The organism is Microbacterium sp. zg-Y625 (assembly GCF_030246925.1).
Classification (GTDB): domain Bacteria; phylum Actinomycetota; class Actinomycetes; order Actinomycetales; family Microbacteriaceae; genus Microbacterium; species Microbacterium jiangjiandongii.
Genome location: NZ_CP126740.1, coordinates 3,150,068 through 3,172,506, shown reverse-complemented (window position 1 = coordinate 3,172,506; position 22,439 = coordinate 3,150,068). Strand labels below are relative to the sequence as shown.

The window sequence follows — 22,439 nt, the reverse complement described above, 5'->3', positions numbered from 1 at the left end:
CACGAGGAGGAGCCCCGAGCCACTCGGCGCGGGGCTCCTCCCAGTGATGAGTGCTCAGCGCAGCAGCTGCAGAACGCCCTGCGTGGACTGGTTCGCCTGCGCGAGCATGGCGGTGCCGGCCTGCGACAGGATGTTCGACGCGGTGTACTTGACCATCTCCGACGCCATGTCGGTGTCGGTGATGCGGCTCTTCGCGGCCGACAGGTTCTCGGCCGAGACGGCGAGGCTGTTGATCGTCGACTCGAAGCGGTTCTGCACCGCACCGAGGTCGGCGCGGGCCGACGAGACGGACTTGATGGCCGCGTCGACCGCCGTGATGGTCGTCGCCGCCAGGGCCGGGGTCTCGAACCCGTCGGTGGTGACGATGGCCGTCTTGAGGTCGGCCGCCAGCGTCTTGATGTCGGCGCTGCCCAGGTCGACCGTGATCTGGCTCGAGGCGGCGCCGTCGGCACCGACCTGGAAGCTCAGGACGCCGTCCTCGGCGGCGCCAGCGGATGCGTCCAGCAGCTTGATGCCGTTGAAGTTGGTCGAGTCGGAGATGCGCGTCAGCTCGTCGACCAGCTGTGTCACCTCGGTGGTGATCGCCGTGCGGGAGTCCGCGTTGTTCGAGTCGTTGCCCGCCTGCACAGCCAGGTCGCGCACACGCTGGAGGATCGAGTGGACCTCCGTCAGGGCGCCTTCCGCGGTCTGGATGACCGAGATGCCGTCCTGGGCGTTGCGCTGGGCGACGTTGAGGCCGCTGACCTGGGACTTCAGCCCCTCCGAGATCGCGAGGCCGGCGGCGTCGTCCGCGGCACGGTTGATGCGCAGACCGCTCGAGAGCTTCTCGAGCGACTTCGACAGGTCGTTCTGCGTGCTGGACAGGTTGCGGTAGGCGTTGAGCGCCGACACGTTGGTGGTGATCTGCATTCCCATGGTGTTCCTCCGTGAGTGGGGATGTTGCGAAGCCCGTCCTGGGCTCCGGAGTCCATCCGTGGACTCCTGAACTGCGCTATCGACCGTGGCAACGTGCGCGTTAGTCGTCCGGGGATCTCCCGCCAAGTTGAGAACGATTATCAGTAGCGCGTACACTGGACACCATGACGAACCGCACGACGCTCCCCGCCGCCGCGCTCGGTGCGGCATCCGTGCTGCTGCTCGCCGGATGCTCCGGCACGACCCCGGACGACGCCGCGACGGACGACGACGCGCTGCAGGTGGTCGCCTCCACGAGCGTCTACGGACAGATCGCCGAGCAGATCGGCGGAGATGCCGTCGACGTCACCTCGATCGTTTCGTCGGCGTCGCAGGACCCGCACGCCTACGAGGCGAGCGCGCGGGACCAGCTGACGATCCAGCGAGCCGACCTCATCATCGAGAACGGCGGGGGCTACGACCCCTTCGTCGACGCGCTGATCGACGCGAGCGGTGCCGACGCGCCCGTCGTGACCGCCGTCGAGCACGCGCACGACTGGCCCGAGAACGCGGGGCACGACGACTCCGCGGACGACGCGACGCACGAGCACGAGCACGGCGATCACGATCACGTCGAGGGCTTCAACGAGCACGTCTGGTACGACCCGCACACCGTCGAGCACGTGGCCGAGGACATCGCCGCCGCCCTCAGCGAGCTGCGTCCGGACGACGCGGCGATGTTCGAAGAGAACCTTGCGGCGTTCTCGGAGCAGATCGCGCAGCTCGAGGCCGAGCTGGCCGGCCTCGCCGCCGCGCACCAGGGCGAGGGCGCCTTCGTCACCGAACCGGCGCCGGTGTACCTGGCCGCCGCCGCCGGGCTCGTCGACCTGACCCCGCCCGCCTTCAGTGAAGCGGTCGAAGAGGGCCAGGACGTGCCCCCTGCCACGCTGCTCGAAGCCCTCGACGTCATCGCGTCGGGTGACGTCGCCGTGCTGCTGACCAACGCGCAGACCGCCGGCGCCGAGACGGCCGAGGCGGTCGATGCGGCAGAGGACGTCGGCGTGCCCGTCGTGGAGGTCACCGAGACCCTCCCCGGCGGCGCGACGTACATTGAGTGGATGCAGGACAACATCCGCGCCCTCGCGACGGCGCTGGACGCGTGAGCGCGACCACGCCCGGCGCCGGAGCGCCGCTGCGCATCACCGGCGCCGCGCTCCGCCGCGACGGTCGCGACCTCTGGTCGGGGCTCGACCTCGAGGTGCAGCCCGGGGAGCTCCTCGCGGTGCTGGGCCCGAGCGGGTCGGGCAAGACGACCCTCCTGCGGGCGATCCTGGGGCTTGAATCGCTGAGTGCCGGGCACATCGAGGCGCTGGGCCGGCCCGTGCGCCGTCGCGGCAACCGTGACATCGGCTACATCCCCCAGCAGCGGCCCCTTCCCCCCGAGACGCCGCTGCGCGGACGCGACCTCGTCGCGCTCGGCATCGACGGACACCGGTTCGGCTTTCCGATCCCGCGCCGCGGCGACCGGGCGCGGGTGGACGCCCTCGTCGACGCCGTCGGCGCGCGCGGTTTCGCCGACCGGCCCGTGGGGGTGCTGTCCGGCGGCGAGCAGCAGCGCCTGCGCGTCGGCCAGGCACTCGCCGACGACCCCCGGCTGCTCCTCTGCGACGAGCCGCTCACGAGCCTCGACCTCGCCAACCAGCAGGCGGTCGTCGGGCTCATCGACGCGCACCGGCGCCGGACCGATGCCGCCGTGCTGCTGGTGACCCACGACATCAACCCGGTGCTGGGCGCCGTCGACCGCATCCTCTACATCGCGGGCGGACGTTTCACACTGGGGACCCCCGACGAGGTGCTCACCTCCCGCGTGCTCAGCGACCTGTACGGCGCCCCCGTCGAGGTGCTGCGCGCGGGCGGGCGGCTCGTCGTCGTCGGCGCGCCCGACGCCGAGGACTCACACCATCACCACCACCACGAGGCATCGGCATGAACTGGGACGACATCGGCGACGCGCTCTTCGGCGGAGTCGCCGACTACACCGCGATCCTCGCGCTCGTGCAGAACTCGGTGTGGGCGGGCGCGGTGCTCGGCCTCGTCGGCGGGCTCATCGGCGTCTTCGTGATGCAGCGCGACATGGCCTTCGCGGTGCACGGCATCAGCGAGTTGTCGTTCGCCGGTGCTGCGGCCGCCCTCCTCATCGGCGTCGACGTCGTCACGGGGTCGATCGTCGGCTCCCTCATCGCCGCCGGGATCATCGGCGGGCTCGGTGCCCGGGCACGCGACCGCAACTCGATCATCGGCGTGCTCATGCCGTTCGGCCTGGGTCTCGGCATCCTCTTCCTCTCGCTCTACGACGGACGCAGCGCCAACCGCTTCAGCCTGCTGACCGGCCAGATCGTCTCGGTGCAGTCCGGACAGCTCGGGTGGCTCATCGCCATCGGCGCCTTCGTGCTGCTGGGCCTGCTGCTCATCTGGCGCCCGCTGCGCTTCGACTCGCTCGACCCGCAGTCCGCGGCCGCGCGCGGTGTGCCGACGACCGCGGTGTCGCTGACCTTCATGCTGCTGCTGGGTCTCATCGTGGCCGTGGCCGTGCACATCATCGGGGCGCTGCTGGTCATGGCGCTGCTGGTGACCCCCGCCGCCGCGGCCATGCGCGTGGCATCGGGGCCGCTGTCGGTGCCGCTGCTGGCGGCCGTCTTCGGCGTGGTGTCGGCGGTCGGCGGCATTCTCCTCGCCGTCATGGGCACCCTGCCGGTGAGTCCGTACATCACGACCATCTCGTTCGTGATCTATCTCGTCTGTCGCGTCGTGGGGAACCGCCGCGGCCGCGTGACGCGCCTGCGGGAGGCGGCGTGAGCGTCCGCTCTCCCAGCCGGCTCTGCGGGCCGCCCGCCTAGAATCGGACCCATGGCTCAGCGGAACACCTGGCAGCGGGAGCGCGTGCGCGACGCGCTCGCCGACGCGCCGGGCTTCGTCAGCGCCCAGACGCTGCACGCGACGCTGCGCGAGGAGAACACCGGCATCGGCCTCGCCACCGTCTACCGCGCGCTCGCGGGCCTGGCCGCCGCCGGCGACGCCGACCAGCTGCAGAGCCCCGACGGCGAGGCGCTCTACCGCGCCTGCACCACCTCGGGTCACCACCATCACCTCATCTGCCGCCGATGCGGACGCGCCGTCGAGATCGCCGCGACCGACGTCGAGCAGTGGGCGCACCGCACGGCCGCCCAGCACGGATTCACGCAGGCCGAGCACGTGGTCGACATCTTCGGACTGTGCGCCGCCTGCACCGCCGTCGCCCAGGGCGACGCCGTGGACGCCGGTGAGCCGGCGGTCCCCGCCGAGGATTCGCTCGCGTGACGAGCGTGCAGCCCCGCCGCGCGCGTCGGCCGCGCACCGCGCGCCCGGAACCCGCGCGGAGCACGCGACTGCTGGCCTCGCTCGGGCTCGGCGGGGTGCTGGTCGCGGCGCTGCTCGTGGTCGCGGCGATCACGCCGGCATCCACTCCCCTCCCCGACAGGGCGCAGGACGGCCTCACGCTTGCCATCAGCGTGCTCATCGAGTCGCTGCCCTTCGTGGTGCTGGGCGTGTTGCTCTCGATCGTCATCCAGGTATGGCTTCCGCCCGGCGCGATCGAGCGGTGGATGCCGCGACGCGCGTGGGCGCGCCGCGCGGTGCTGTCGCTGCTGGGCATGTTCATCCCGGTATGCGAATGCGGGAATGTGCCGTTCGCGCGGGGTCTGATGATGCGTGGGTTCTCGGTGCCCGAGACGCTCACGTTCCTCGTGGCGGCGCCGATCGTGAACCCCATCGTGATCCTCACGACGCACCAGGCGTTCGGGTTCGACGACGGCATCCTCATCGCCCGGCTCGTGGGCGGCTACCTGGTCGCCAACCTCGTCGGCTGGCTGTACAGCCTGCATCCCGACCCGGATGCCCTGATCACCGACCGCTTCCGCGACACCTGCGACTTCGCGGCGACCGACACGGGCAGTCGGGGCCGGCGCAGCCTCGCGCAGTTCGTCGTGGAGCTGCGCGCGGTCATGCCGGCGCTCGTCATCGGATCGGGCCTGGCGGGCGCTGTGCACGTGCTGGTGCCGCGGGAGGCACTGGTCGCCATCGGGTCGAACCCCGCCCTGTCGATCGCGGTCATGATCGCCCTGGCGATGATCGTCTCGATCTGCTCCAACGTCGACGCGTTCTTCGCGCTGTCGTTCGCGTCGACCTTCACGCCCGGGGCGATCGTGGCGTTCCTCATCGTCGGGCCGATCGTCGACATCAAGATGCTGGCCCTGCTGCGCACCACCTACCGCACCCCCGTGCTCGTCGGGATGACGGTGGTGGTCGTGCTGTTCGCCTTCGCGATGGGCGTGGGGGTGAACCTGCTTGTCTGACACCGCGACCCGCTCGAAGAAGTCCACGGGGCTCACCCGCGGGCAGGCACTCGCCAACCGGTGGCTGGGCGTCGGGCTGGCCGCCGGTGTGGCCGCCTTCACCATCGTGCTGGCGGCGACGGGCCGCCTGGGGCTGTACATCAACCCCGACACGGCATGGTTCGCCGTCTCCTTCGCCGTCGTCGCACTCGTCGGCACCGTCGCGAGCTTCGCGCTCCCGCTGGGTGCCGAGGCGGACCACGGGCACGATCACGGTGATGCCGACGAGCTCGTCGTGCCTTCGCGCGGCGAGCCGGGTCGCGGTCGTTCGGCCGAACGCGAGGCCCGCCGCGACGCCGTCGTGGCTGCGGGCTTCGGCCGCACCGCGGCGACCGCCGCCACCGTGGCGGGAGGGGTGCTGGCCACCGGCATCGTCGGCGCGATCCTGGTGCTGCCCCCGGCGTCGCTGTCGGCGGAGCTCGCGATGGACCGTGACACCGGCGCCGCGCCGCTCTTCCAGGGCGCCGACGCGCTCGACCTCGCGACCACCGGTGACACCACGGTGTTCGGGGTGGGGGAGTGGGCGACGGTCTTCGCGACCGCCACCAACCCCGAGGCCTTCGACGGCGACGCGGTGACCCTCACCGGATTCGTCACCCCCGGCGACGACGGCTTCGGCCTCACGCGACTCGTCATCACGCACTGCGTCATCGATGCGCAGGTGGCGAGCGTGCCGGTCGCCGTCGGCGACGTTCCGGAGACGGGGAGCTGGGTGACCGTCAGCGGAACCGTGCGGGCCGGCGCCGACGGCGCGCTGTCGATCGCCGCCACCGAGGTGACTCCCGTGGACGAGCCGGACGACCCGTATGAGTACTGACGCCACGGGTGGTCGGCAGCGCACGCGCACGCGCGGCGGCCTGCGCCGCGACCGGCGCCGCCGCTCGTTCGCGGTGGCGTTCGCAGTCGTCGTCGGCCTGCTGGTGGTCGTGGGGCTCGCGGGGGCCGGCATCGCCGCCCTGCAGGGTCCCCGCGTCACCGACGTGCAGTCCGATCCAGCGGCGGCGGTCGCGGCATCCGGGTCGCGGTTCATCGTGACGACCAGCCGGTCGCTGCAGGAGGTCGACCCCGCGCAGGTGACCGTCACCCCGGAGACCCCCTTCACGGTCGACACCTCCGGCCGCAGCGTCGGGGTGCGCTTCACCCTGCCGCTGTACGACGACACCGAGTACACGGTGCGCATCGAAGGGCTGCAGGCCGTCGGCGGCGGCCCGACCTCGGATGTGGTCGAGACCATGCGCACGCCGCCGCTGGAGATGTTCCTGCTGCGCCGGTCCGCCGAGGGCGACGACACCGTCTTCCGCACCGACCTCGCCGGCGAGGGTGTGCCGGTGTTCGAGCACCCCCACATCGAGGACTTCCGGGCCACCTCCAGCCGCCTGGTGATCTCGGTGCGGGAAGACGACCGCACGGCGCTCATCGTCACCGACCGCGACGGGGGCAACCCCACCGAGCTCGCGCTGCCGGGCGAGGGTCGCGTCGCGAACCTGCAGAGCGCCGACCGCGGCGAGCTCATCGGCTACACCTACACCGCCGACGACGTGGGGCTCGGCGGCGGCGTCGAGAGCGTGCTGTACACCGCATCGCTGAAGGATCCGGATGCCGAGCCGGTCGCGGTGCCCATCGCCGGCGACGAGCAGCGGGTCACCGACTGGAGGTTCGTCCCCGACAGCGAGGCGCTGCTCGTGTTGACCTTCCACGGCCGGCTGCTGCTGTCGGCGTCGTCGGGGGCCGACGCGGTCGACCTCGGCACGGCCATCGCGATCGACGGCATCGCCCGCGGCACGCCGGTGGCTGCCGTGGAGCGGGTGGACGGGTTGGTGCTGGTCGACCTCGGCGACGGCACGGAGGAGCCGCTGCCGCTTGCCGCCGAGCAGGTGCGTCCGCTGCTCGTGCTCCCTCTCCCCGGCGGGGGGACCCTGCAGACCATCACCCGCTTCGACGGCCTGAACCCGCTCGGCACCTCGGTCGAGGTCGTCGAGCCGAGCGGCACGCGGGCGGTCTTCGAGGCACCCGGCACCGACGCCGTGCTGCAGACCTGCGTGTCGCCGAGCGGCCGCTACGCCGCCGTGCTCGTCGCGCCCGACGCGGTCTCGAACGCGTACGACCTGTATGACGTGCCGCTGCCCGAGGGGCTCGAGACCCACATCGTCACCCTCGCCGACGGTGAGCCGGTCGTCGCCCTCACCGGGTTCGACGCGTCGTGGTGCCAGGTGCCGCCGCAATGAGCGAGCTGCGCCCCGCGACACGTGAGGACTTCGTGGGGCTGCCCCTCGACGTGGCGCCCCGGCTACTGGGCGGCGTCTTGCGGGTGACGGCCGACGGCGAGACGGTCGCCGTGCGCCTCACCGAGGTCGAGGCGTACCACGGCCGCGGCACCGGAAAGGTGCCCGACCCCGGTTCGCACGCCCGCATGGGACCGACCCCCCGCAACGCGACCATGTGGGGCGAGCCTGGACACCTCTACGTCTACCTGAGCCACGGCATCCATTCCTGCGTCAACGTCGTCTGCGCCCCCGACGGGGTTGCCGGCGGTGTGCTGCTGCGTGGCGGCGAAGTGGTGGAGGGACTGGATGCTGCACGCCACCGCCGCCCCGCCGCACGCGTCGACCGCGACCTGGCCCGTGGGCCGGGCCGCCTCGGCGACGCGGTGGGACTGCGCCACCCGCGTCACGACGGGATCGACGCCGTCACGGGCGCGCCGCTGCACGGTGCCGTGGCGCGGCTGATGCTGGCGGTGCAGCCGGTGGCGCAGCCGGCGACCGGTCCCCGCGTAGGCGTGGCCTGCGACGCGGGGACGGCGGCGTTTCCGTGGCGGTTCTGGATCGCCGGGGACCCGACCGTCTCGGCGTTCCGGTGGGGGCGGGGCGCGGGACCGCAGCCGGGCGGCGTCAAGCCGACACGCCCTCCCGTGCTAGACTGACTCTTCGTCTGCGCGCACTCCAGCACGCAGTTCGCACCCCTCCCTCGATCGCCGGCCTTCACGGGCCGGGTCGTTCGCGGGGTGCAGACAAGGGATCTTGGGTGGCACCGTCCGGTGCCACGGTACTAAGGAGACATCACATGGCAGCAGTGTGCCAGGTGACTGGAGCTGTTCCCGGCTTCGGTCACAACATCTCGCACTCGCACCGCCGGACGAAGCGCCGCTTCGACCCGAACGTGCAGAAGAAGACCTACTTCGTGCCCTCGCTCGGCCGGAAGATCACCATCAACGTGTCCGCAAAGGGCATGAAGGTGATTGACGTTCGTGGCATCGAGTCGGTTGTGAAGGACATGATCGCGAAGGGTGTGAAGCTCTGATGGCCAAGAAGGCTCAGGACGTCCGTCCGATCATCAAGCTGCGTTCGACCGCCGGCACGGGTTACACCTACGTCACGCGCAAGAACCGCCGCAACAACCCCGACCGCATCGTGCTGAAGAAGTACGACCCGGTGATCCGCAAGCACGTCGAATTCCGAGAGGAGCGTTGATCCATGGCTAAGAAGAGCAAGATCGCGCGCAACGAGCAGCGCAAGGTCGTCGTGGCACGCTACGCCGCGAAGCGCGCTGAGCTGAAGAAGGCGCTCGTGTCGCCGGAGTCCACCGACGAGGAGCGCGAAGCCGCCCGCGTGGGCCTGCAGAAGCTGCCCCGCAACGCGTCGCCCGTGCGCGTGCGTTCGCGCGACGTCATCGACGGTCGCCCCCGCGGAAACCTCACAAAGTTCGGCATCTCCCGTGTGCGCTTCCGCGACATGGCTCACCGCGGCGAGCTGCCCGGTGTGACCAAGTCGTCCTGGTGACACCCGGTCGCTGACCGAAGGCCCGCAGTTCCCCGGAACTGCGGGCCTTTCCCATTCCCGAGTGAGTATTCGGGTTGCCGAGTGAGTATTCGAGTTGCCGAGTGAGTATTCGGGTTGCCGAGTGAGTATTCGGGTTGCCGAGTGAGTATTCGCGGCACTCCCCCCGCGCGACCCGGACGGCATCCTCATTCAGCTGATGCAGTGGGTGGAGGACCCCGGCCGGTGACGAGCCCCGAGGATGCCGGCGACCCCCGGAACGGCCGCATCCGCCCCGATTCACTGCGACACGCCGGTGAATCTGCCCCGCAAGGCGCCCAAATCCGCATGATTCCGCGGATCGTGGGTATATTCGGGCACGGTCGCACCGACCAGCCCGGGGGCGCCAGCCTCCGGTCCGAAGGACAAGAAGGCGGCGCCGCCGCCTTGGAGGACAACCCCATGGCTGACAAGTCCATCACGAAGACCGAGCTCGTCTCGAGCATCGCCAGCGCCACCGGCCAGAGCCAGGCCACCGTCTCCGGTGTGCTCGACGCGCTGTTCTCGACCGTCTCCGAGGCCGTCGCGAAGGGCAGCAAGGTCTCGATCCCCGGCTGGATCGCGTTCGAGCAGGTCGACACCGCCGCTCGCACGGGCCGCAACCCGCAGACGGGCGAGGAGATCAAGATCGCCGCGGGCAAGCGCGTCAAGGTGACCGCCGGCTCCAAGCTCAAGGCTGCCGTCAAGTAACGACGCCGGTCAGGCCAGTTCCGGCGCGCGCGGGCGCGCCCCGGGACCTCGGTCGTCAGAAGGGGGATGCCACGCGGCATCCCCCTTCTGCATGCCCGCGTAGGCTTGTGAGGTGAATTCCCGCGCCCTCCGGTACGCCGGCCCGGCGATCCTCGCGATCGCCGCTGTCGCCGTGCTGCTGTGCGGGCTCGCCTTCGCCGGCGGCGCGCAGCCGCTGCGGTTGGGCGATCCGGGGCCCGTCGTGCGCTGGGGCCTGCCGCTGGCCAAGCTGACGGTCAACCTCTCCGCCGCCGTCATGGTGGGTTCTCTGGTCGTCGCGCTCTACGCGCTGCGCGCGGGCACCCGCGCCTTCGAGATCGCGCTGGACGCGGCATCCGTCGCCGCCGCCGTCTTCACCGTCTCCGCCGGCATCACGGGATTCTTCACCGTCCTCAACGCCCTCGGCTCCACCCCCAGCCCCGACGCGCAGTTCGGCCAGCAGCTGGGGCGGTTCCTCGTCGAGCAGGAGCTCGGCCGTGCGTGGCTGCTGACCACGCTGGCCGGCGCCGTGCTGACGGTGCTGACCTTCGCCGTGCGCACGTGGACTCTGACCCTCTTCGTCGCGATTCTCGCGATCGCCTCGCTCGTGCCCATGGCCACGCAGGGCCACTCCGGCGACGACGCCAATCACAGCGCCGCCGTCATGGCGCTGGCACTGCACCTCGTCGCGGCAGCCGTCTGGCTGGGTGGCCTCGTGCTCATGGTGCTGGTGCGGCCCGCGCTCTCGCGCGACGAGATGGCCGACGTGCTGCGGCGGTACTCATCGATCGCGCTGGTGTCGTTCATCGTGGTCGCCGTCTCGGGCACCGCCCGCGCCGTCGCCGGCGGGATCACGCTCGAGTTGCTGGCGTCACCGTACGGCATCGTGCTGCTGGTGAAGATCGTCGCGCTCGTCGTGCTGGGCGTGCTGGGCGCCTGGTACCGCGTGCGCCTCATCGGCCGATACCGGGAGGATGCCGCATCGCGCCGGTTCTGGTCGCTCATCGGCCTGGAACTGGCGTTCATGGGCGTCGCCAGCGGAGCGGCGGCAGCCCTCGCGCGCACGCCTCCGCCCGTCGACACGTCCCTCCCCACCGACCTCACCCCCGCGCAGATCCTCACCGGGTCGCCGCTGCCGCCGGAGTTCACCGTCGACCGCTGGTTCACGGCCTGGGACATCGATCTGCTCTGGGCCTTCGCCGTCGCCTTCGGGGCGTTCTTCTACGTCGCGGGCGTCATCCGCCTCCGCCGACGCGGCGACACCTGGCCGGTCTACCGCACTGCGCTGTGGCTGGTCGGGCTCGCCCTGCTGCTGTGGGTCACCGGCGGGCCGATCAACGTCTACCAGGACTACCTTTTCAGCGTGCACATGGTCGGGCACATGCTGCTGTCGATGGCCATTCCGCTGTGCCTCGTCGCGGGAGCTCCGGTGACCCTCGCCGCGCGGGCCATCCGCAAGCGGGACGACGGCACGCGCGGCGGCCGCGAGTGGATCCTCTGGGCGGTGCACAGCCCGTTCTCGCGCGTGGTCACCCATCCGCTGTTCGCGGCGGCGATGTTCATCGGGTCGCTCTGGGTCTTCTACTACACCGATCTCTTCCGGTGGTCGCTGTACGACCACCTGGGCCACGAGTGGATGGTCGCGCACTTCCTCATCGCCGGGTACCTGTTCACGCTGTCGCTCGTCGGCGCCGATCCGGTGCCGTACCGCTACCCGTACCCGTTCCGCCTCGTCACGCTCATCGCGGTGATGGCGATGCACGCCTTCTTCGGCATCGCCATCATGATGCAGTCCGGTCTCATGGTCGCGGAGTGGTTCGGCTCGATGGGCCGCACGTGGGGCGTGACGCCGCTCGAGGACCAGTATGCCGGCGGCGGCGTCGCCTGGTCGGTGGGCGAGATCCCGACGCTGATCCTCGCCCTCGTCGTGGCGATCCAGTGGAGCCGCAGCGACGAGCGGATGCAGAAGCGACGCGACCGCCAGGCGGACCGCACCGACGACGCCGAACTCAAGGAGTACAACGAGCGCCTCGCGCAGCTCGCCGAGCGCGACGCCCGCCGGGAGCGCGCCGGGCTCTGAGGCCGGGCTCTGAGGCGGCCCGGGGCCATTCCATGGCGCGAGCGCCCCGAATACTCACTCGGGCCCCCGATACTCACTCGGGCCCGCGAATACTCACTCGGGCCCGCGAATACTCACTCGGGGCCGCGAATACTCACTCGGCGCCGGAGACGACGATCGAGGCCGTGCCGTCGGGCAGCACCGTGATGTCGCCGGTCAGCTGGAACGGGACGTCTTCGGCGACCTCCCACACCGAGCCGTCGAACAGCGACTGCACCTCGACGTCGATGTGCGCGACGGCGCCGGTCACGGGGATCTTCCACCCCGCGCCGTTCGGCTCCAGTGCGACCTGCGGCGGCTGCGGAATCGACCACTCGGGAAGCTCGGTGATGCGGTTGCGCACGGTGTAGCCGAACGGGCAGCCGGCGGGCTGCAGCACCTGCTGGGCGGCGCAGTCGGCGAGGAACTGGTCCACGCGCTCCTGTACGACACCGATGAACTGCTCGGTGGGCTCCGCCTGCAGCTCGATCGGGATGCCGGTCGCGGGCGAGTCGGACAGCACGGCGACGCCGGGGGTCGCCGACATGGCCGTGTCCACCGAGACCGAGTAGACGCCCGGCGAGAAGACCAGCAGCGGCACCGACGCCGTGGGGTCGGCCTCAGCGCCGTCCGGCGACACCTGTCGCTTGTCGATCTCGAAGCCGTTGACGGTGAACTCCATGGCGCCGTGCACCGTGAGATCGATGACCGCCAGCGGCGACTCTCCGAAGCGCCACGCGGGAGCCACCCCGATCCAGCCGTCGCGCTCCACTTCGAACGTGGTCTTGCCCGGGTACGGGCCGGCGCTGTATTCGACGGTCACGTGGGAGACGCCGTCGCGGGTCTCCTCGGCCACCGCCCGCACGTCGGTGAGCTGGGCGAGGGCCGCGCGGCGCAGCAACGCCTCGGATGCCGTCGTCGGAAGCCCGGCGGCTTCGAGCTCGGCGGAGTCCACGACGACTCCCGGCACGGCGAGGGCGTCGGCGGCCCGCCCCTCGCTGAGCATCGCGAGGTAGCGCGTCACGAAGGCGCTCGGGCTGTAGAAGTTCGTGTACAGCACACTCGAGGTGGCGGCCAGCGCCCCGAGGAGCAGCACGCCCACCACCGCGAGCAGGGAGAGATCCCGTCGCAGGCTGCGGCGGGCCGACCGGGAACCCGGCAGGGCGGCATCCGCCCGCGTCGACGGTGCGCCCCGTCGGCGCGCGCGAGAGCGCGTCGGTGCCGTGACCCCCTGCTGCATGTACTCAGTCTAGGAACTGCACCTGCCCGCAGCCCGGGAGCCCTCCCAGGCGGCGCGGCGCGCTGTGAGCCGCGGGCCGCGGCAGGTCGCGCCTGTGCGAGCATGAATCAGTGACCACGCCGCCCCTCTCCGATGAACAGGAAGCGGTGTTCCGGCTGATCGAAGACACCGATGAGCACGTCTTCGTCACCGGCCGCGCCGGAACGGGCAAGTCGACGCTGCTGCGTCATCTGGCCTGGAACACCGACAAGCAGATCGCCGTCTGCGCCCCCACCGGCGTCGCCGCCCTCAACGTCGAGGGGCAGACGATCCACTCCCTGTTCCGGCTGCCGATCGGGCTCATCGCCGGCAGCGACCTGGACCAGCCCGACCAGACACGCCGCATCCTCAACGCCCTCGACACGCTCGTCATCGACGAGATCTCGATGGTCAACGCCGACCTCATGGATGCCATCGACCGCTCGCTCCGCCAGGCGCGCGGCCGCCGCAGCGAGCCGTTCGGCGGCGCGCAGGTGGTCATGTTCGGCGACCCGTACCAGCTCGCGCCGGTTCCGCCCCGTGGCGACGAGATGCGGTACATCCGCGACCACTACCGGTCGTTCTGGTTCTTCGACGCGCACGTGTGGGCGGGGGAGTCGGGCGACGACGCCGAGGGCGGACTCATCGACCTCGGCCGCCACGGCGCGAAGCTGAACATCCGGGAGCTGCGCGACATCCACCGCCAGTCCGACCCCACGTTCAAGATCCTCCTCAACGCGGTGCGTCACGGTGTCGTCACCGCGGACATGGCCGACGTCCTCAACACCGCCGGCGCCCGGCGTCCGCCCGAGCCCGGCGGCGACGAGCCGCCGATCATCACGCTGGCCACCCGCAATGACATCGTCAACCGCATCAATCAGCGCCACCTCGACGCCCTCCCCGGTGCCGTGCAGACGGCGCGGGCCGAGGTCAGTGGCGACTTCGGGCGTGGCGACGCGGCGTACCCGGCCGAGATGGAGCTGCAGCTCAAGGTGGGCGCGCAGGTGATGTTCCTGCGCAACGACGTCGGTGGATTCGGCGAGCCGCCCCGGTGGGTCAACGGCACCATCGGCACGGTCACGCGCATCGCCGGGGCGACGGTGCGGGTGGAGGTCGACGGCATCGAGCACGACGTCGAGCCGACCGTCTGGGAGAGGTTCCGGTACGCGTACGATCCGGCATCCAAGTCGCTCTCCCGGGACATCGTCGCGGAGTTCACGCAGTTCCCCCTGCGGCTGGCGTGGGCCGTGACGATCCACAAGTCCCAGGGCAAGACCTACGAGCGGGCGATCGTGGACCTCGGCTCGGGTGCCTTCGCCCCGGGCCAGACGTACGTCGCGCTGTCGCGGCTCACCAGCCTCGAGGGGCTGTACCTGACCCGGCCGCTCCGTCCCAGCGACATCCGCGTCGACCCGGACGTGCGCCGCTTCATGCGCCCGCGCGCCTGACGGCGCCGCCGGGGCGCGGGAGCGCTCGTGAGGATCAGGCGACGCGGATGCCGGCCTTCGCCCGTGCCAGGTCCTCGAACAGCTCCGTGTTGAACCGGTAGGCGCGCAACACCTCGTCGATGACACGCTCCTTCTCGGCGTCGTCCCACGGCGCGGCATCCAGCTGTTCCCGGTAGACGTCCTTGAACGCCTTCGGGTCGGCGATGGCGTCGAAGAGGTAGAACCCGATGCCGTTGGTCTCGAAGCCGAACCGGCGAGCCATCAGGCGGCCGATGAACAAACCCCCCGAGAGGTCGCCGAGGTAGCGGGTGTAGTGGTGGGCGACGAAGCCGCCGGCCCAGGTCGCCCCGACCGCCCGGATGCGCTCGACGTAGCGCTGGGTCGTCGGCAAGGGCGCGATCTGCGCGTGCCAGTCGGACCCCAGCAGGAATTCGAGGTCCGTTTCGAGTGCCGGCAGTCGGGTGAGCCGCTCGGTGATGAAGACGGACGCCACCGGGTCGGCCTTCATGCGATCGGCGGCAGCCTCCAGGGCCTCGTAGATGAACCAGTGCTGCGCGACGAGGGCGATGTAGTCCTCGCGGGTGCCCTCGCCCTTGATGAGGTCGGCCATGAACCCCGCGCTCTCGCTGCCGGAGTGGGCGCCGGTGGAACGCTCACGCAGTGCGGTGGAGAAGGCGATCGGCTCGGACATGGCCTCATCGTATGACGAAGGCTCAGCTCACCTGAAGCTTTTTCTTGCCGCGGCATCCGACTGCTGTCGCCGCCGCATCCGACTGTCTGGCGCCGCCGTTGTCGTCGCCGCTGTCGCCGCCGCTGTCAGTCGTGGGGGCGGGGTTCGACCCCGAGTGCAGCGCAGGCGGCGTCATACAGTGCCACGATCTCGCGACGAACGTCGGGACGCTCGGAGATCGGGGCGTGGGGCCACGCGAGGCGGACCGACTGCGCCGATCCGTCTGCTCGCACGACGAGCCAGTCGGCACCGTCCCCGTCGAAGCCGGCCATGGTCGCCTGGACGGCGTCCGGGCAGCCGAATGCGCGGACGATCAGCAGATTGTCGTCGGCGTGGTCGTCGTTCATGTGCCGGAGCACGCGCACCAGGGTGTCGTCGTCGAAGGTATGCGGCATGACCCCCAGGGTAGGTGAGCCGTACGGGGGCGGACGCCGGGGTGTGTTTGAATCGTAGGGAGACTTTTCGGGGGTTTGGATGCCGCACATCAGCCGCGCACGGCGCGTCGTGACCGCGATCGCCGGTGTCGTCGGCATCGCGCTGGTCGCCACCGCGTGCTCCGGCGACGGGGCGTCGGTCGTTCCCGACGTGCCGGAGCAGGTCGATGCCGCCCTCCCCGCCGAGACACAGCAGCAGCTGCAGGGAGCGGTCGAGCGCGCCATGGCTGCGACCGGCTCCAGTGGTGCGATCGTCGGAGTGTGGGCGCCGTGGAGCGGCACGTGGATCGCGGGCCTCGGGACGACGACGCCCGGTGGCGAGGAGGTCAGCACCGACATGCGCTTCCGGGTGGCCAATGTCACCCGTGCGATGACCTGCGACGTGCTCTACGCGGCGGCGGCCGACGGACTGGTGTCGCCGGACGATGCGGTGACCGAGTGGATCACCGGCATGCCGGGCTACGAGAACGTCACCCTCGAGCAGCTGTGCGACTCGACGAGCGGCATAGCGTCGTACGCGCCGCGCGTGGTCGAGCGCTGGCGGGTGACTCCGGAGCGCGTGTGGAGCCCCAAGGAGCTGGCCGCCTACGGCATGGGAGCTGCGCGCACCGGCGAGCCCGGCGCCGCGTTCGCCGATTCGGACACCGGCTACCTGCTGCTGGGCATCGCTCTCGAGCGGGCGACCGGTTTGACGGCCGCGGAGATGTACGAGAAGTACATCACCGAGCCCCTCGGGCTGCAGGCCACCGTGCTTCCGGCCCCCACCCGCAACCTCGCCGAAGCCGATGCGCCCATGCTCAACGGCCTGTACTCGCCCGACAACCCGGAGGGCGCGGTCAACTGCGCCGAGCCGATGGACGTCACCGCCCTGTCGTCGAGCACCGGATACACCGCGGCCGGCGTGGTGTCGGACATCGAGGACCTCGGGCTGTACGTGCAGGCGCTCGCGACGGGATCCCTTCCCGGTGCGACGGACGAGCGCTTCGCCTCGCCGCTGCCCGCTTCGGCGAACGGGCCGACCTGGTACACCGCCGCCGGGGGCGCCTACCAGGCCGGGTCGCTCATCGGCCAGTACGGCGCGATCCCCGGCTACATCACGGGGGCCTTCGCCGACCCGTCCAGCGGGATGGCCGTGGCGGTCGTGCTGAACAACTCGCGGGCGAGCGCGACCGTCGGTTCCGACCTGGCGTGGGAGCTTGCCGCGATCGCGTCGAAGGCGCCGGCAGCGTCCGGCCAGACCGCGCCCCCGGCCGGCCTTCCCTGGACGGCCGAGCAGTACGGCGAGTACGTGGCCGCCGCCGCCGTCTGCCCGCTCCCCGAGGGCTGACCCCCCGCTGCCGAGTGAGTATTCGCATCGCCGAGTGAGTATTCGCGTCGCCGAGTGAGTACTCGCGCCCCGAGCACGCTCACGTGGCGGGCCCGGAGCCCTATGCATGCCCGCGACTGAATACTCACTCGCGTCGCCGAATACTCACTTGCGTCGCCGAATACTCACTCGGCACGCCCGCGAGCCGTCGGGGGGCGGGCGGTGTCAAGCCCCTTTTCGCTGCAGGACCGCTCGGGCACGCTCGAGGGACGCAAGGGAAGGAGTCACATGACCATGCAGGATCCGCGCGACAAGTATCGCGACGAGGAAGTGCCCGACCAGCACCAGGAGCAGCCCGGACTCACCGAGCAGACCCTGCCCGGCCCCGACCACGGCGAGAAGACCTACCGGGGCAGCGGCCGACTCGAGGGCCGCAAGGCGCTGATCACCGGCGGCGACTCCGGCATCGGCCGCGCCGTTGCGATCGCCTACGCGCGCGAAGGCGCCGACGTCTCCATCGTGTACCTCCCCGAGGAGCAGGAGGATGCCGACGCCACCGTCGCCCTCATCGAGCAGGCAGGGCGCAAGGCTGTTGCCCTCCCGGGCGACATCCGCGACGAGGCATTCGCGACGCAGATCGTCGCCGACACGGTCGAGCAACTCGGCGGCCTCGACATCGTCGTGCTCAACGCGGCCTACCAGAAGGACCGCGACGGCATCGAGAACCTGCCGACCGAGGAATTCGACCGCGTCTTCCGCACGAACCTCTACGGCATGATCTGGACCGCGCGCGCCGCCGTGCCGCACCTGCAGCCCGGCGCGTCCCTGATCGTCACCGCATCGATCCAGGCCTTCAGCCCGTCGCCGTCCCTCGTGGACTACGCCATGACCAAGGCGGCCCAGGTGGCGTTCGTCCGCGCCATGGCCGAGGAGCTCGGACCCCGCGGCATCCGGGTGAACGCCGTCGCCCCCGGTCCCATCTGGACCCCGCTCATCCCCGCCACCGGCTGGGAGGTCGAGCGCCTCGCGGAGTTCGGCCAGGACACCCCGCTCGGCCGCGCCGGGCAGCCGGCCGAACTCGCCGGCGCGTACGTGTACCTCGCCTCCGAGGACGGCTCGTACACGTCGGGTGCCGTGCTTCCGGTGACCGGCGGCAAGCACCTCTGACGTTCAGGCGGCGCGCGGCATCCGCGCCCTCGTCAGTTCTTCGGGGATCGCCGGTATTTCGGATGCCAGCGGCGTTTCGGGTCCGAGGAACGGTCGATCTCCGACGTTATGGCGGAGCGCCGGTGACGCCCGGGCTCAGGCGGCCCCGGCGGCCCATCGGGAGAGTGTCCCGATGAGCCGCCGGTGGCCGTCCGACTCGTAGGACCGCTCGTCGTGCCCGAGGGTGTCGACGGCCACCCGCGCCGGCCCGTGCGTGCGCACCCAGGCCGCCGGCATCCGCTCGCCGTCGGTGACCTGAGTGGTCACCACGTGCCGCTCGCCGAGCTGCTGCAGGCGGCAGTACCGCTCGTCGAAGACCGTGAAGCCGTCCACCACGGTGCCTCCGGGGAGCACACCGCCCGCGATGTCGACGTCGCCGATCTCGGGATGCCACGACGCGCCCGGCACCCACATGCCGCCGATCGCCGGAGCCCACGACGGGTAGTCCCGCAGGGACCCCACCGACAGGTGCATCGCGAGCACCCCCATCCCGCGCTCGAGTGCGTGGTCCAGGCCCTCGACGGATGCCGAGGGAGCAGCGCCCTCCCGGTCATCCCGCCACGGGTCGCCGGCATTCACGACGAGCAGGTCGACGTCGTCGAGCCGGGCCATCGCGGCATCCACGTCGTCGTCGATCCTCACCTCGAACCCCGTCTCCCGCAGGATCTCGGCGAGCAGGGCACTCGTGCGGGGGAACGGATGCCACGCGTCGGCGTACCGCCCGGAGCCGCTGACGACGAGGGCGGTCTGGTGCGAGGAGGCGTTCGGCATGCTGCAACGGTAGCGGGCGGTTGTGCTCACCCCCCGCGGCGCGGCGCAGGGGCCAAAGCGGGACCTCGCCGTGGGCCTGGCGCGGCGCTCGGTCGGGACGTACCGTGGCCGCCACGAACACCGCACGCCATGGAGGACATCATGCGCAAGGTCACGACGGCTGCGCTCGCGGCCATCATCCTGCTCACCGTCTCGGGCTGCAGCGTCCGCGGGGCGACGGACGGCGGCGCCACGCAGTCGACGACCGAGCAATCCGTCGCCGAAGCCTGTGACATCGCTGAGGGCGCGGCCCAGGACGCGGAGGATGCGCTCTCGGAAGCGCTCGCCCTCGTGGATGACGAGGACTACACGGCGGCATCGGAGTCGATCCAGTCCGCCACGGACGATCTGCAGGCCGCACGGGGGCAGGTGACGAACGTGCGGGTGCGTGACGAGCTCGAGGACATCGATGAGGACATGAGGGAAGTCGGCCTGCTGATCGACCAGCTGCAGGCCGCCGCCGACGACGCGCCGCTGCTGGCCGAGGTCCAGAGCGACCTCGTGGACGACAGCCGCGACGCGCAGGAGTCCATCGACGAGCTGACGGCCCTCTGCGGCTGACGGGGCGGGAGGGAGGGGCTCGACCCGCGCCGCGCGTCGAATCGGGCGGGTCGCCCGGTTTGGCACAAGGCGCCTGTCTCACGCGATACTCGTGGGATGCCCTCCCCGATCAACCTCGACGGTCAGCGGTTCGCGATGGTCTCCTCCACCGCCAGCGTCGTCGATCCGCAGTCCCCGACCACCTTCACGTACCACCAGGACGGCCTGCTGGTGTGGGGAGAGTACACCGGCGACACCGTGACCGAGGGGCGCTTCGTCGGCAGCGTGGACGGCGACGTGGTCGGCATCTCGTTCGCCCACGCGCTCGCCGCCGACGGAAGCGTTGTGCGCGGCTCCGCCGACAGCCGTGCGGAGCGCGCTGAGGACGGCCGCCTCCGCCTGGTGGAGAGCTTCGTCGTCGACGGCGTCGACCACGAGAGCGTGTGCATCCAGCTCTGAGCGCGCGTCAGCCCGACGGACGATCCGAGCTCGTCGCCACGTAGCTCATCAGGCCCCTCTCGGGCAGCACCTCTTCGCGGGCCGGGATGTCGGTGGGCAGCACGTAGGGCCGCTCGAACACCTCGTTGAGGATCAGCACGGTCTCCACGCGCGCCACCTGCGGCAGCAGAGCGATGCCGCCCACGACGAGCGAGTGGATGCCTTCGACGTCGACGCTGCGCACGAGCAGCATGATGTCGTGCTCACCCGTGGTGATCTTCGCCGATTCGACCTCGGGAAGAGCCCGCACCGCGGCGAAGAACTCCTCCCAGCTCTGCGGGTGCACGGAGCAGAACACCAGCGCGCAGACCCCGAGACCCGCCTTGGCAGGATCGACCCGCGCCGAGTACCCGGTGATGACCCCCGCGCGGGTGAGTGCCTCCACCCGGCTGTAGGCGCTCGCCCGCGAGATGCCGACCCGTGCCGCCAGTGCGGCGATTGAAACACGACCGTCATCTCTCAGCGCGCGGAGGATGTCGTAGCCGATTTCATCGATCTGGACGGCCGATCGTCCAGCCGAGTGCATGCGCGGTTCCCTCATGTTGGACATATTGCACCCGCGTGTTACGTCCGTCAACGGAAAGTGCGCGTCGGTGACTCAATCTCGGATAGAGTGCCCGAAAACCCGCTGGACCCTCTCGAGATGTCCAGCATGCGATTTCAGGAGGACCCGCCCGTGGCCCGACCCCACACCCGTGCCGCTGCCGCGCTCGTCGCGGTTTCCGCGCTTGCGCTCGCCGGCTGCTCCGGCGGCAACTCGGCGAACACCGACGCAGACGGTGGCGACAGCGCGTCCGGCACGCTCGTCGTCGACACCGCCTTCTCGCTCGAGACCGGCGACCCCGGCCGAAACTACGTGCCCACGGGCAACATGGTGCTGCACGCGGTGTACGACACGCTGCTCACCCTCGAGGGCGACGACACCACGCCGCAGCCGGCGCTGGCGACGATGGAGCAGAACGACGACGCCACCGAGTTCACCTTCACCCTCGACGAGGACCGGGTGTTCTCGGACGGTTCCCCCGTGACGGCGGACGACGTCGTGTTCTCGCTGGAGCGCGTGGCGGGCATGACCGACTCCAAGGCCAACTTCCTCATGGCCGGCATCACGGTGGAGAAGGTCGACGACGCCACCGTCGTGCTGAAGACCGAGAAGCCGTCGTTGCAGCTGCCGGCCATCGTGACCAACCCCTCGCTGTCGATCCTCAACGCCGAAGAAGTCGAGGCCAACGGCGGCGCCACCGACACCGCCGATGCCGCGCAGACGTTCCTCGACGGCGCGTCCGCCGGTTCCGGACCGTACCTGCTGGATTCGCTCGACCTCACCACCCAGGTCGTGCTGGTCGAGAACCCCGAGTACAACGGGCCCACGCCTGCGGCGTACGACAAGATCGTGGTGCGCAACGTCACGGAGAGCGCGACGCAGCTGATCAATCTCAAGGGCGGCGACTCCCACATCGCGGTCGACCTGAACGGCGACCAGGTCGAGGGACTGGGCGACGGGTTCACCGTCGACTCCGTGCCGTCTGCCGAGACGATCTTCCTGCTCATCAACCAGAACGCCGAGGTCGGCCCCGCCACCGCGAGCCCGAAGTTCGCCGAGGCCGTGCGCTACGCGCTGGATTACGACAAGATCCTCGAGCTGGCCGGCGCGGGCGCCGAGCAGGCCACCGGGGTCATCCCGCCGATGTTCGCCGGCGCGCTCGCCGACGGCGCCGACCAGGACCTCGACCGTGCGCAGGCCGCGCTGGCGGAGTCCGGCTATGCCGGTGAGACGGTCAAGCTGCAGTTCCCCAACGACAACCCGGTCGGCGGCGTCGAGTTCACGCCCGTGGCCGAGCGCGTGCAGGACCAGCTGAAGGCCGCCGGCATCAACGTCGAGCTCGCTCCCGCGCCGTTCGCCACCGAGATCGACCCGTACGTCAACGGCACCGAGGCGTTCTCGATGTGGTACTGGGGCCCCGACTACGCCGACTCCTCGTCGTTCCTGCCGTTCGGTCCGGGCGAGAAGGTGGGCCTGCGCGCGGGATGGGATGCCGCGGCATCCGCCGACATCGCCGCGCTCGTCGACGCGGCGCGCAATGCCACGTCGGTCGAGGAGCGCACCGAGGCGTTCCGCGCCTACGCCACCGCCATGCAGCAATCTGGTCCGTTCGTTCCGCTCATCGTCCCCGGCAACAACATCGCCGCCGACGACACCGTGAGCGGACTGACGTACAACCCGACGTGGACGCTCGACCTCACCGCGCTTTCCCCCACGCAGTGAC

General features: G+C 70.8%; 25 protein-coding genes. 19 read left to right on the top strand and 6 right to left on the bottom strand.

Annotation, left to right across the window (positions count from 1 at the left end; genetic code table 11):
• Positions 1–54: 54 nt before the first annotated feature.
• Positions 55–915, bottom strand: a complete 861-nt coding sequence (locus QNO14_RS14825) for a flagellin N-terminal helical domain-containing protein (protein WP_257506400.1) — start codon at positions 913–915, stop codon at positions 55–57.
• A 164-nt stretch (positions 916–1,079) separates the two neighbouring features.
• Here QNO14_RS14825 and QNO14_RS14820 point away from each other — a divergent pair, with 164 nt between their 5' ends.
• From QNO14_RS14820 to QNO14_RS14760, 13 genes are all read left to right on the top strand, one after another.
• Positions 1,080–2,057: a metal ABC transporter substrate-binding protein gene (locus tag QNO14_RS14820; protein WP_257506401.1), complete on the top strand. Its 978-nt coding sequence runs from the start codon at positions 1,080–1,082 to the stop codon at positions 2,055–2,057.
• On the top strand, positions 2,054–2,884 hold the full coding sequence (locus QNO14_RS14815) for a metal ABC transporter ATP-binding protein (RefSeq protein WP_257494558.1): 831 nt from the start codon (positions 2,054–2,056) through the stop codon (positions 2,882–2,884). The genes QNO14_RS14820 and QNO14_RS14815 overlap by 4 nt, the downstream gene beginning before the upstream one ends.
• Positions 2,881–3,750 (top strand): metal ABC transporter permease, encoded by an 870-nt coding sequence (locus QNO14_RS14810; RefSeq protein WP_257506402.1) that lies wholly within the window; start codon positions 2,881–2,883, stop codon positions 3,748–3,750. The genes QNO14_RS14815 and QNO14_RS14810 overlap by 4 nt, the downstream gene beginning before the upstream one ends.
• Positions 3,751–3,801: 51 nt before the next feature.
• Positions 3,802–4,251, top strand: coding sequence for a Fur family transcriptional regulator (locus QNO14_RS14805; RefSeq protein ID WP_257506403.1), 450 nt, complete (start codon positions 3,802–3,804; stop codon positions 4,249–4,251).
• The gene (locus QNO14_RS14800; RefSeq protein WP_374113977.1) at positions 4,248–5,285 is read left to right on the top strand and encodes a permease; all 1,038 of its coding nucleotides are present in this window, start codon (positions 4,248–4,250) and stop codon (positions 5,283–5,285) included. Before QNO14_RS14805 ends, QNO14_RS14800 begins: the two co-directional genes overlap by 4 nt.
• Positions 5,278–6,141: a TIGR03943 family putative permease subunit gene (locus QNO14_RS14795; protein WP_257494555.1), complete on the top strand. Its 864-nt coding sequence runs from the start codon at positions 5,278–5,280 to the stop codon at positions 6,139–6,141. Before QNO14_RS14800 ends, QNO14_RS14795 begins: the two co-directional genes overlap by 8 nt.
• Entirely contained in the window at positions 6,131–7,549 is a 1,419-nt protein-coding gene (locus QNO14_RS14790) for a hypothetical protein (RefSeq protein ID WP_257506404.1), read from the top strand. The genes QNO14_RS14795 and QNO14_RS14790 overlap by 11 nt, the downstream gene beginning before the upstream one ends.
• Positions 7,546–8,244, top strand: a complete 699-nt coding sequence (locus tag QNO14_RS14785) for a DNA-3-methyladenine glycosylase (RefSeq protein ID WP_257506405.1) — start codon at positions 7,546–7,548, stop codon at positions 8,242–8,244. Before QNO14_RS14790 ends, QNO14_RS14785 begins: the two co-directional genes overlap by 4 nt.
• Positions 8,245–8,384: 140 nt before the next feature.
• Positions 8,385–8,621, top strand: a complete 237-nt coding sequence (gene rpmB, locus QNO14_RS14780; protein ID WP_257494552.1) for a 50S ribosomal protein L28 — start codon at positions 8,385–8,387, stop codon at positions 8,619–8,621.
• A complete protein-coding gene (rpmG, locus tag QNO14_RS14775) occupies positions 8,621–8,791 on the top strand; it encodes a 50S ribosomal protein L33 (protein ID WP_005051772.1) in 171 nt (56 codons plus the stop codon). Before rpmB ends, rpmG begins: the two co-directional genes overlap by 1 nt.
• 3 nt (positions 8,792–8,794) lie before the next feature.
• Positions 8,795–9,100 (top strand): 30S ribosomal protein S14, encoded by a 306-nt coding sequence (rpsN, locus tag QNO14_RS14770; protein ID WP_257494551.1) that lies wholly within the window; start codon positions 8,795–8,797, stop codon positions 9,098–9,100.
• 438 nt (positions 9,101–9,538) lie between these two features.
• Positions 9,539–9,826: an HU family DNA-binding protein gene (locus QNO14_RS14765; RefSeq protein ID WP_257494550.1), complete on the top strand. Its 288-nt coding sequence runs from the start codon at positions 9,539–9,541 to the stop codon at positions 9,824–9,826.
• Between the two features lie 112 nt (positions 9,827–9,938).
• Positions 9,939–11,924: a bifunctional copper resistance protein CopD/cytochrome c oxidase assembly protein gene (locus QNO14_RS14760; protein WP_257506406.1), complete on the top strand. Its 1,986-nt coding sequence runs from the start codon at positions 9,939–9,941 to the stop codon at positions 11,922–11,924.
• Between the two features lie 133 nt (positions 11,925–12,057).
• Here QNO14_RS14760 and QNO14_RS14755 read toward each other — a convergent pair whose 3' ends face one another.
• Positions 12,058–13,182: a hypothetical protein gene (locus tag QNO14_RS14755; RefSeq protein WP_257506407.1), complete on the bottom strand. Its 1,125-nt coding sequence runs from the start codon at positions 13,180–13,182 to the stop codon at positions 12,058–12,060.
• A gap of 110 nt (positions 13,183–13,292) precedes the next feature.
• Between QNO14_RS14755 and QNO14_RS14750 the strand changes: the two genes are divergently transcribed.
• Positions 13,293–14,648, top strand: a complete 1,356-nt coding sequence (locus tag QNO14_RS14750) for an ATP-dependent DNA helicase (RefSeq protein ID WP_257506408.1) — start codon at positions 13,293–13,295, stop codon at positions 14,646–14,648.
• Between the two features lie 34 nt (positions 14,649–14,682).
• Here the strand turns inward: QNO14_RS14750 and QNO14_RS14745 are convergent, their stop codons facing one another.
• Positions 14,683–15,339 carry a biliverdin-producing heme oxygenase gene (locus QNO14_RS14745; RefSeq protein ID WP_257506409.1) on the bottom strand — a complete coding sequence of 219 codons (657 nt, stop codon included), beginning with the start codon at positions 15,337–15,339 and terminating at the stop codon, positions 14,683–14,685.
• A gap of 125 nt (positions 15,340–15,464) precedes the next feature.
• Positions 15,465–15,773 (bottom strand): DUF2470 domain-containing protein, encoded by a 309-nt coding sequence (locus QNO14_RS14740; RefSeq protein ID WP_257506410.1) that lies wholly within the window; start codon positions 15,771–15,773, stop codon positions 15,465–15,467.
• A 79-nt stretch (positions 15,774–15,852) separates the two neighbouring features.
• Between QNO14_RS14740 and QNO14_RS14735 the strand changes: the two genes are divergently transcribed.
• Together QNO14_RS14735 and QNO14_RS14730 are read left to right on the top strand one after the other, a co-directional pair.
• Entirely contained in the window at positions 15,853–17,139 is a 1,287-nt protein-coding gene (locus tag QNO14_RS14735; protein WP_257506411.1) for a serine hydrolase domain-containing protein, read from the top strand.
• A 267-nt stretch (positions 17,140–17,406) separates the two neighbouring features.
• On the top strand, positions 17,407–18,285 hold the full coding sequence (locus QNO14_RS14730; RefSeq protein ID WP_257506412.1) for an SDR family oxidoreductase: 879 nt from the start codon (positions 17,407–17,409) through the stop codon (positions 18,283–18,285).
• A gap of 135 nt (positions 18,286–18,420) precedes the next feature.
• Here QNO14_RS14730 and QNO14_RS14725 read toward each other — a convergent pair whose 3' ends face one another.
• A complete protein-coding gene (locus QNO14_RS14725; protein ID WP_257494542.1) occupies positions 18,421–19,095 on the bottom strand; it encodes a ThuA domain-containing protein in 675 nt (224 codons plus the stop codon).
• Positions 19,096–19,224: 129 nt separating this feature from the next.
• Here QNO14_RS14725 and QNO14_RS14720 point away from each other — a divergent pair, with 129 nt between their 5' ends.
• Positions 19,225–19,695 (top strand): hypothetical protein, encoded by a 471-nt coding sequence (locus tag QNO14_RS14720; protein WP_257506413.1) that lies wholly within the window; start codon positions 19,225–19,227, stop codon positions 19,693–19,695.
• Between the two features lie 96 nt (positions 19,696–19,791).
• A complete protein-coding gene (locus tag QNO14_RS14715) occupies positions 19,792–20,133 on the top strand; it encodes an avidin-fold protein (RefSeq protein WP_257494540.1) in 342 nt (113 codons plus the stop codon).
• 7 nt (positions 20,134–20,140) lie between these two features.
• Here the strand turns inward: QNO14_RS14715 and QNO14_RS14710 are convergent, their stop codons facing one another.
• The gene (locus QNO14_RS14710) at positions 20,141–20,713 is read right to left on the bottom strand and encodes an Lrp/AsnC family transcriptional regulator (RefSeq protein ID WP_257506414.1); all 573 of its coding nucleotides are present in this window, start codon (positions 20,711–20,713) and stop codon (positions 20,141–20,143) included.
• A gap of 135 nt (positions 20,714–20,848) precedes the next feature.
• On the opposite strand from QNO14_RS14710, the gene QNO14_RS14705 reads away from it, so the two are divergent.
• Complete coding sequence (locus QNO14_RS14705; protein WP_257506415.1) at positions 20,849–22,438, top strand: ABC transporter substrate-binding protein; 1,590 nt, start codon at positions 20,849–20,851, stop codon at positions 22,436–22,438.
• Position 22,439 lies beyond the last annotated feature (1 nt).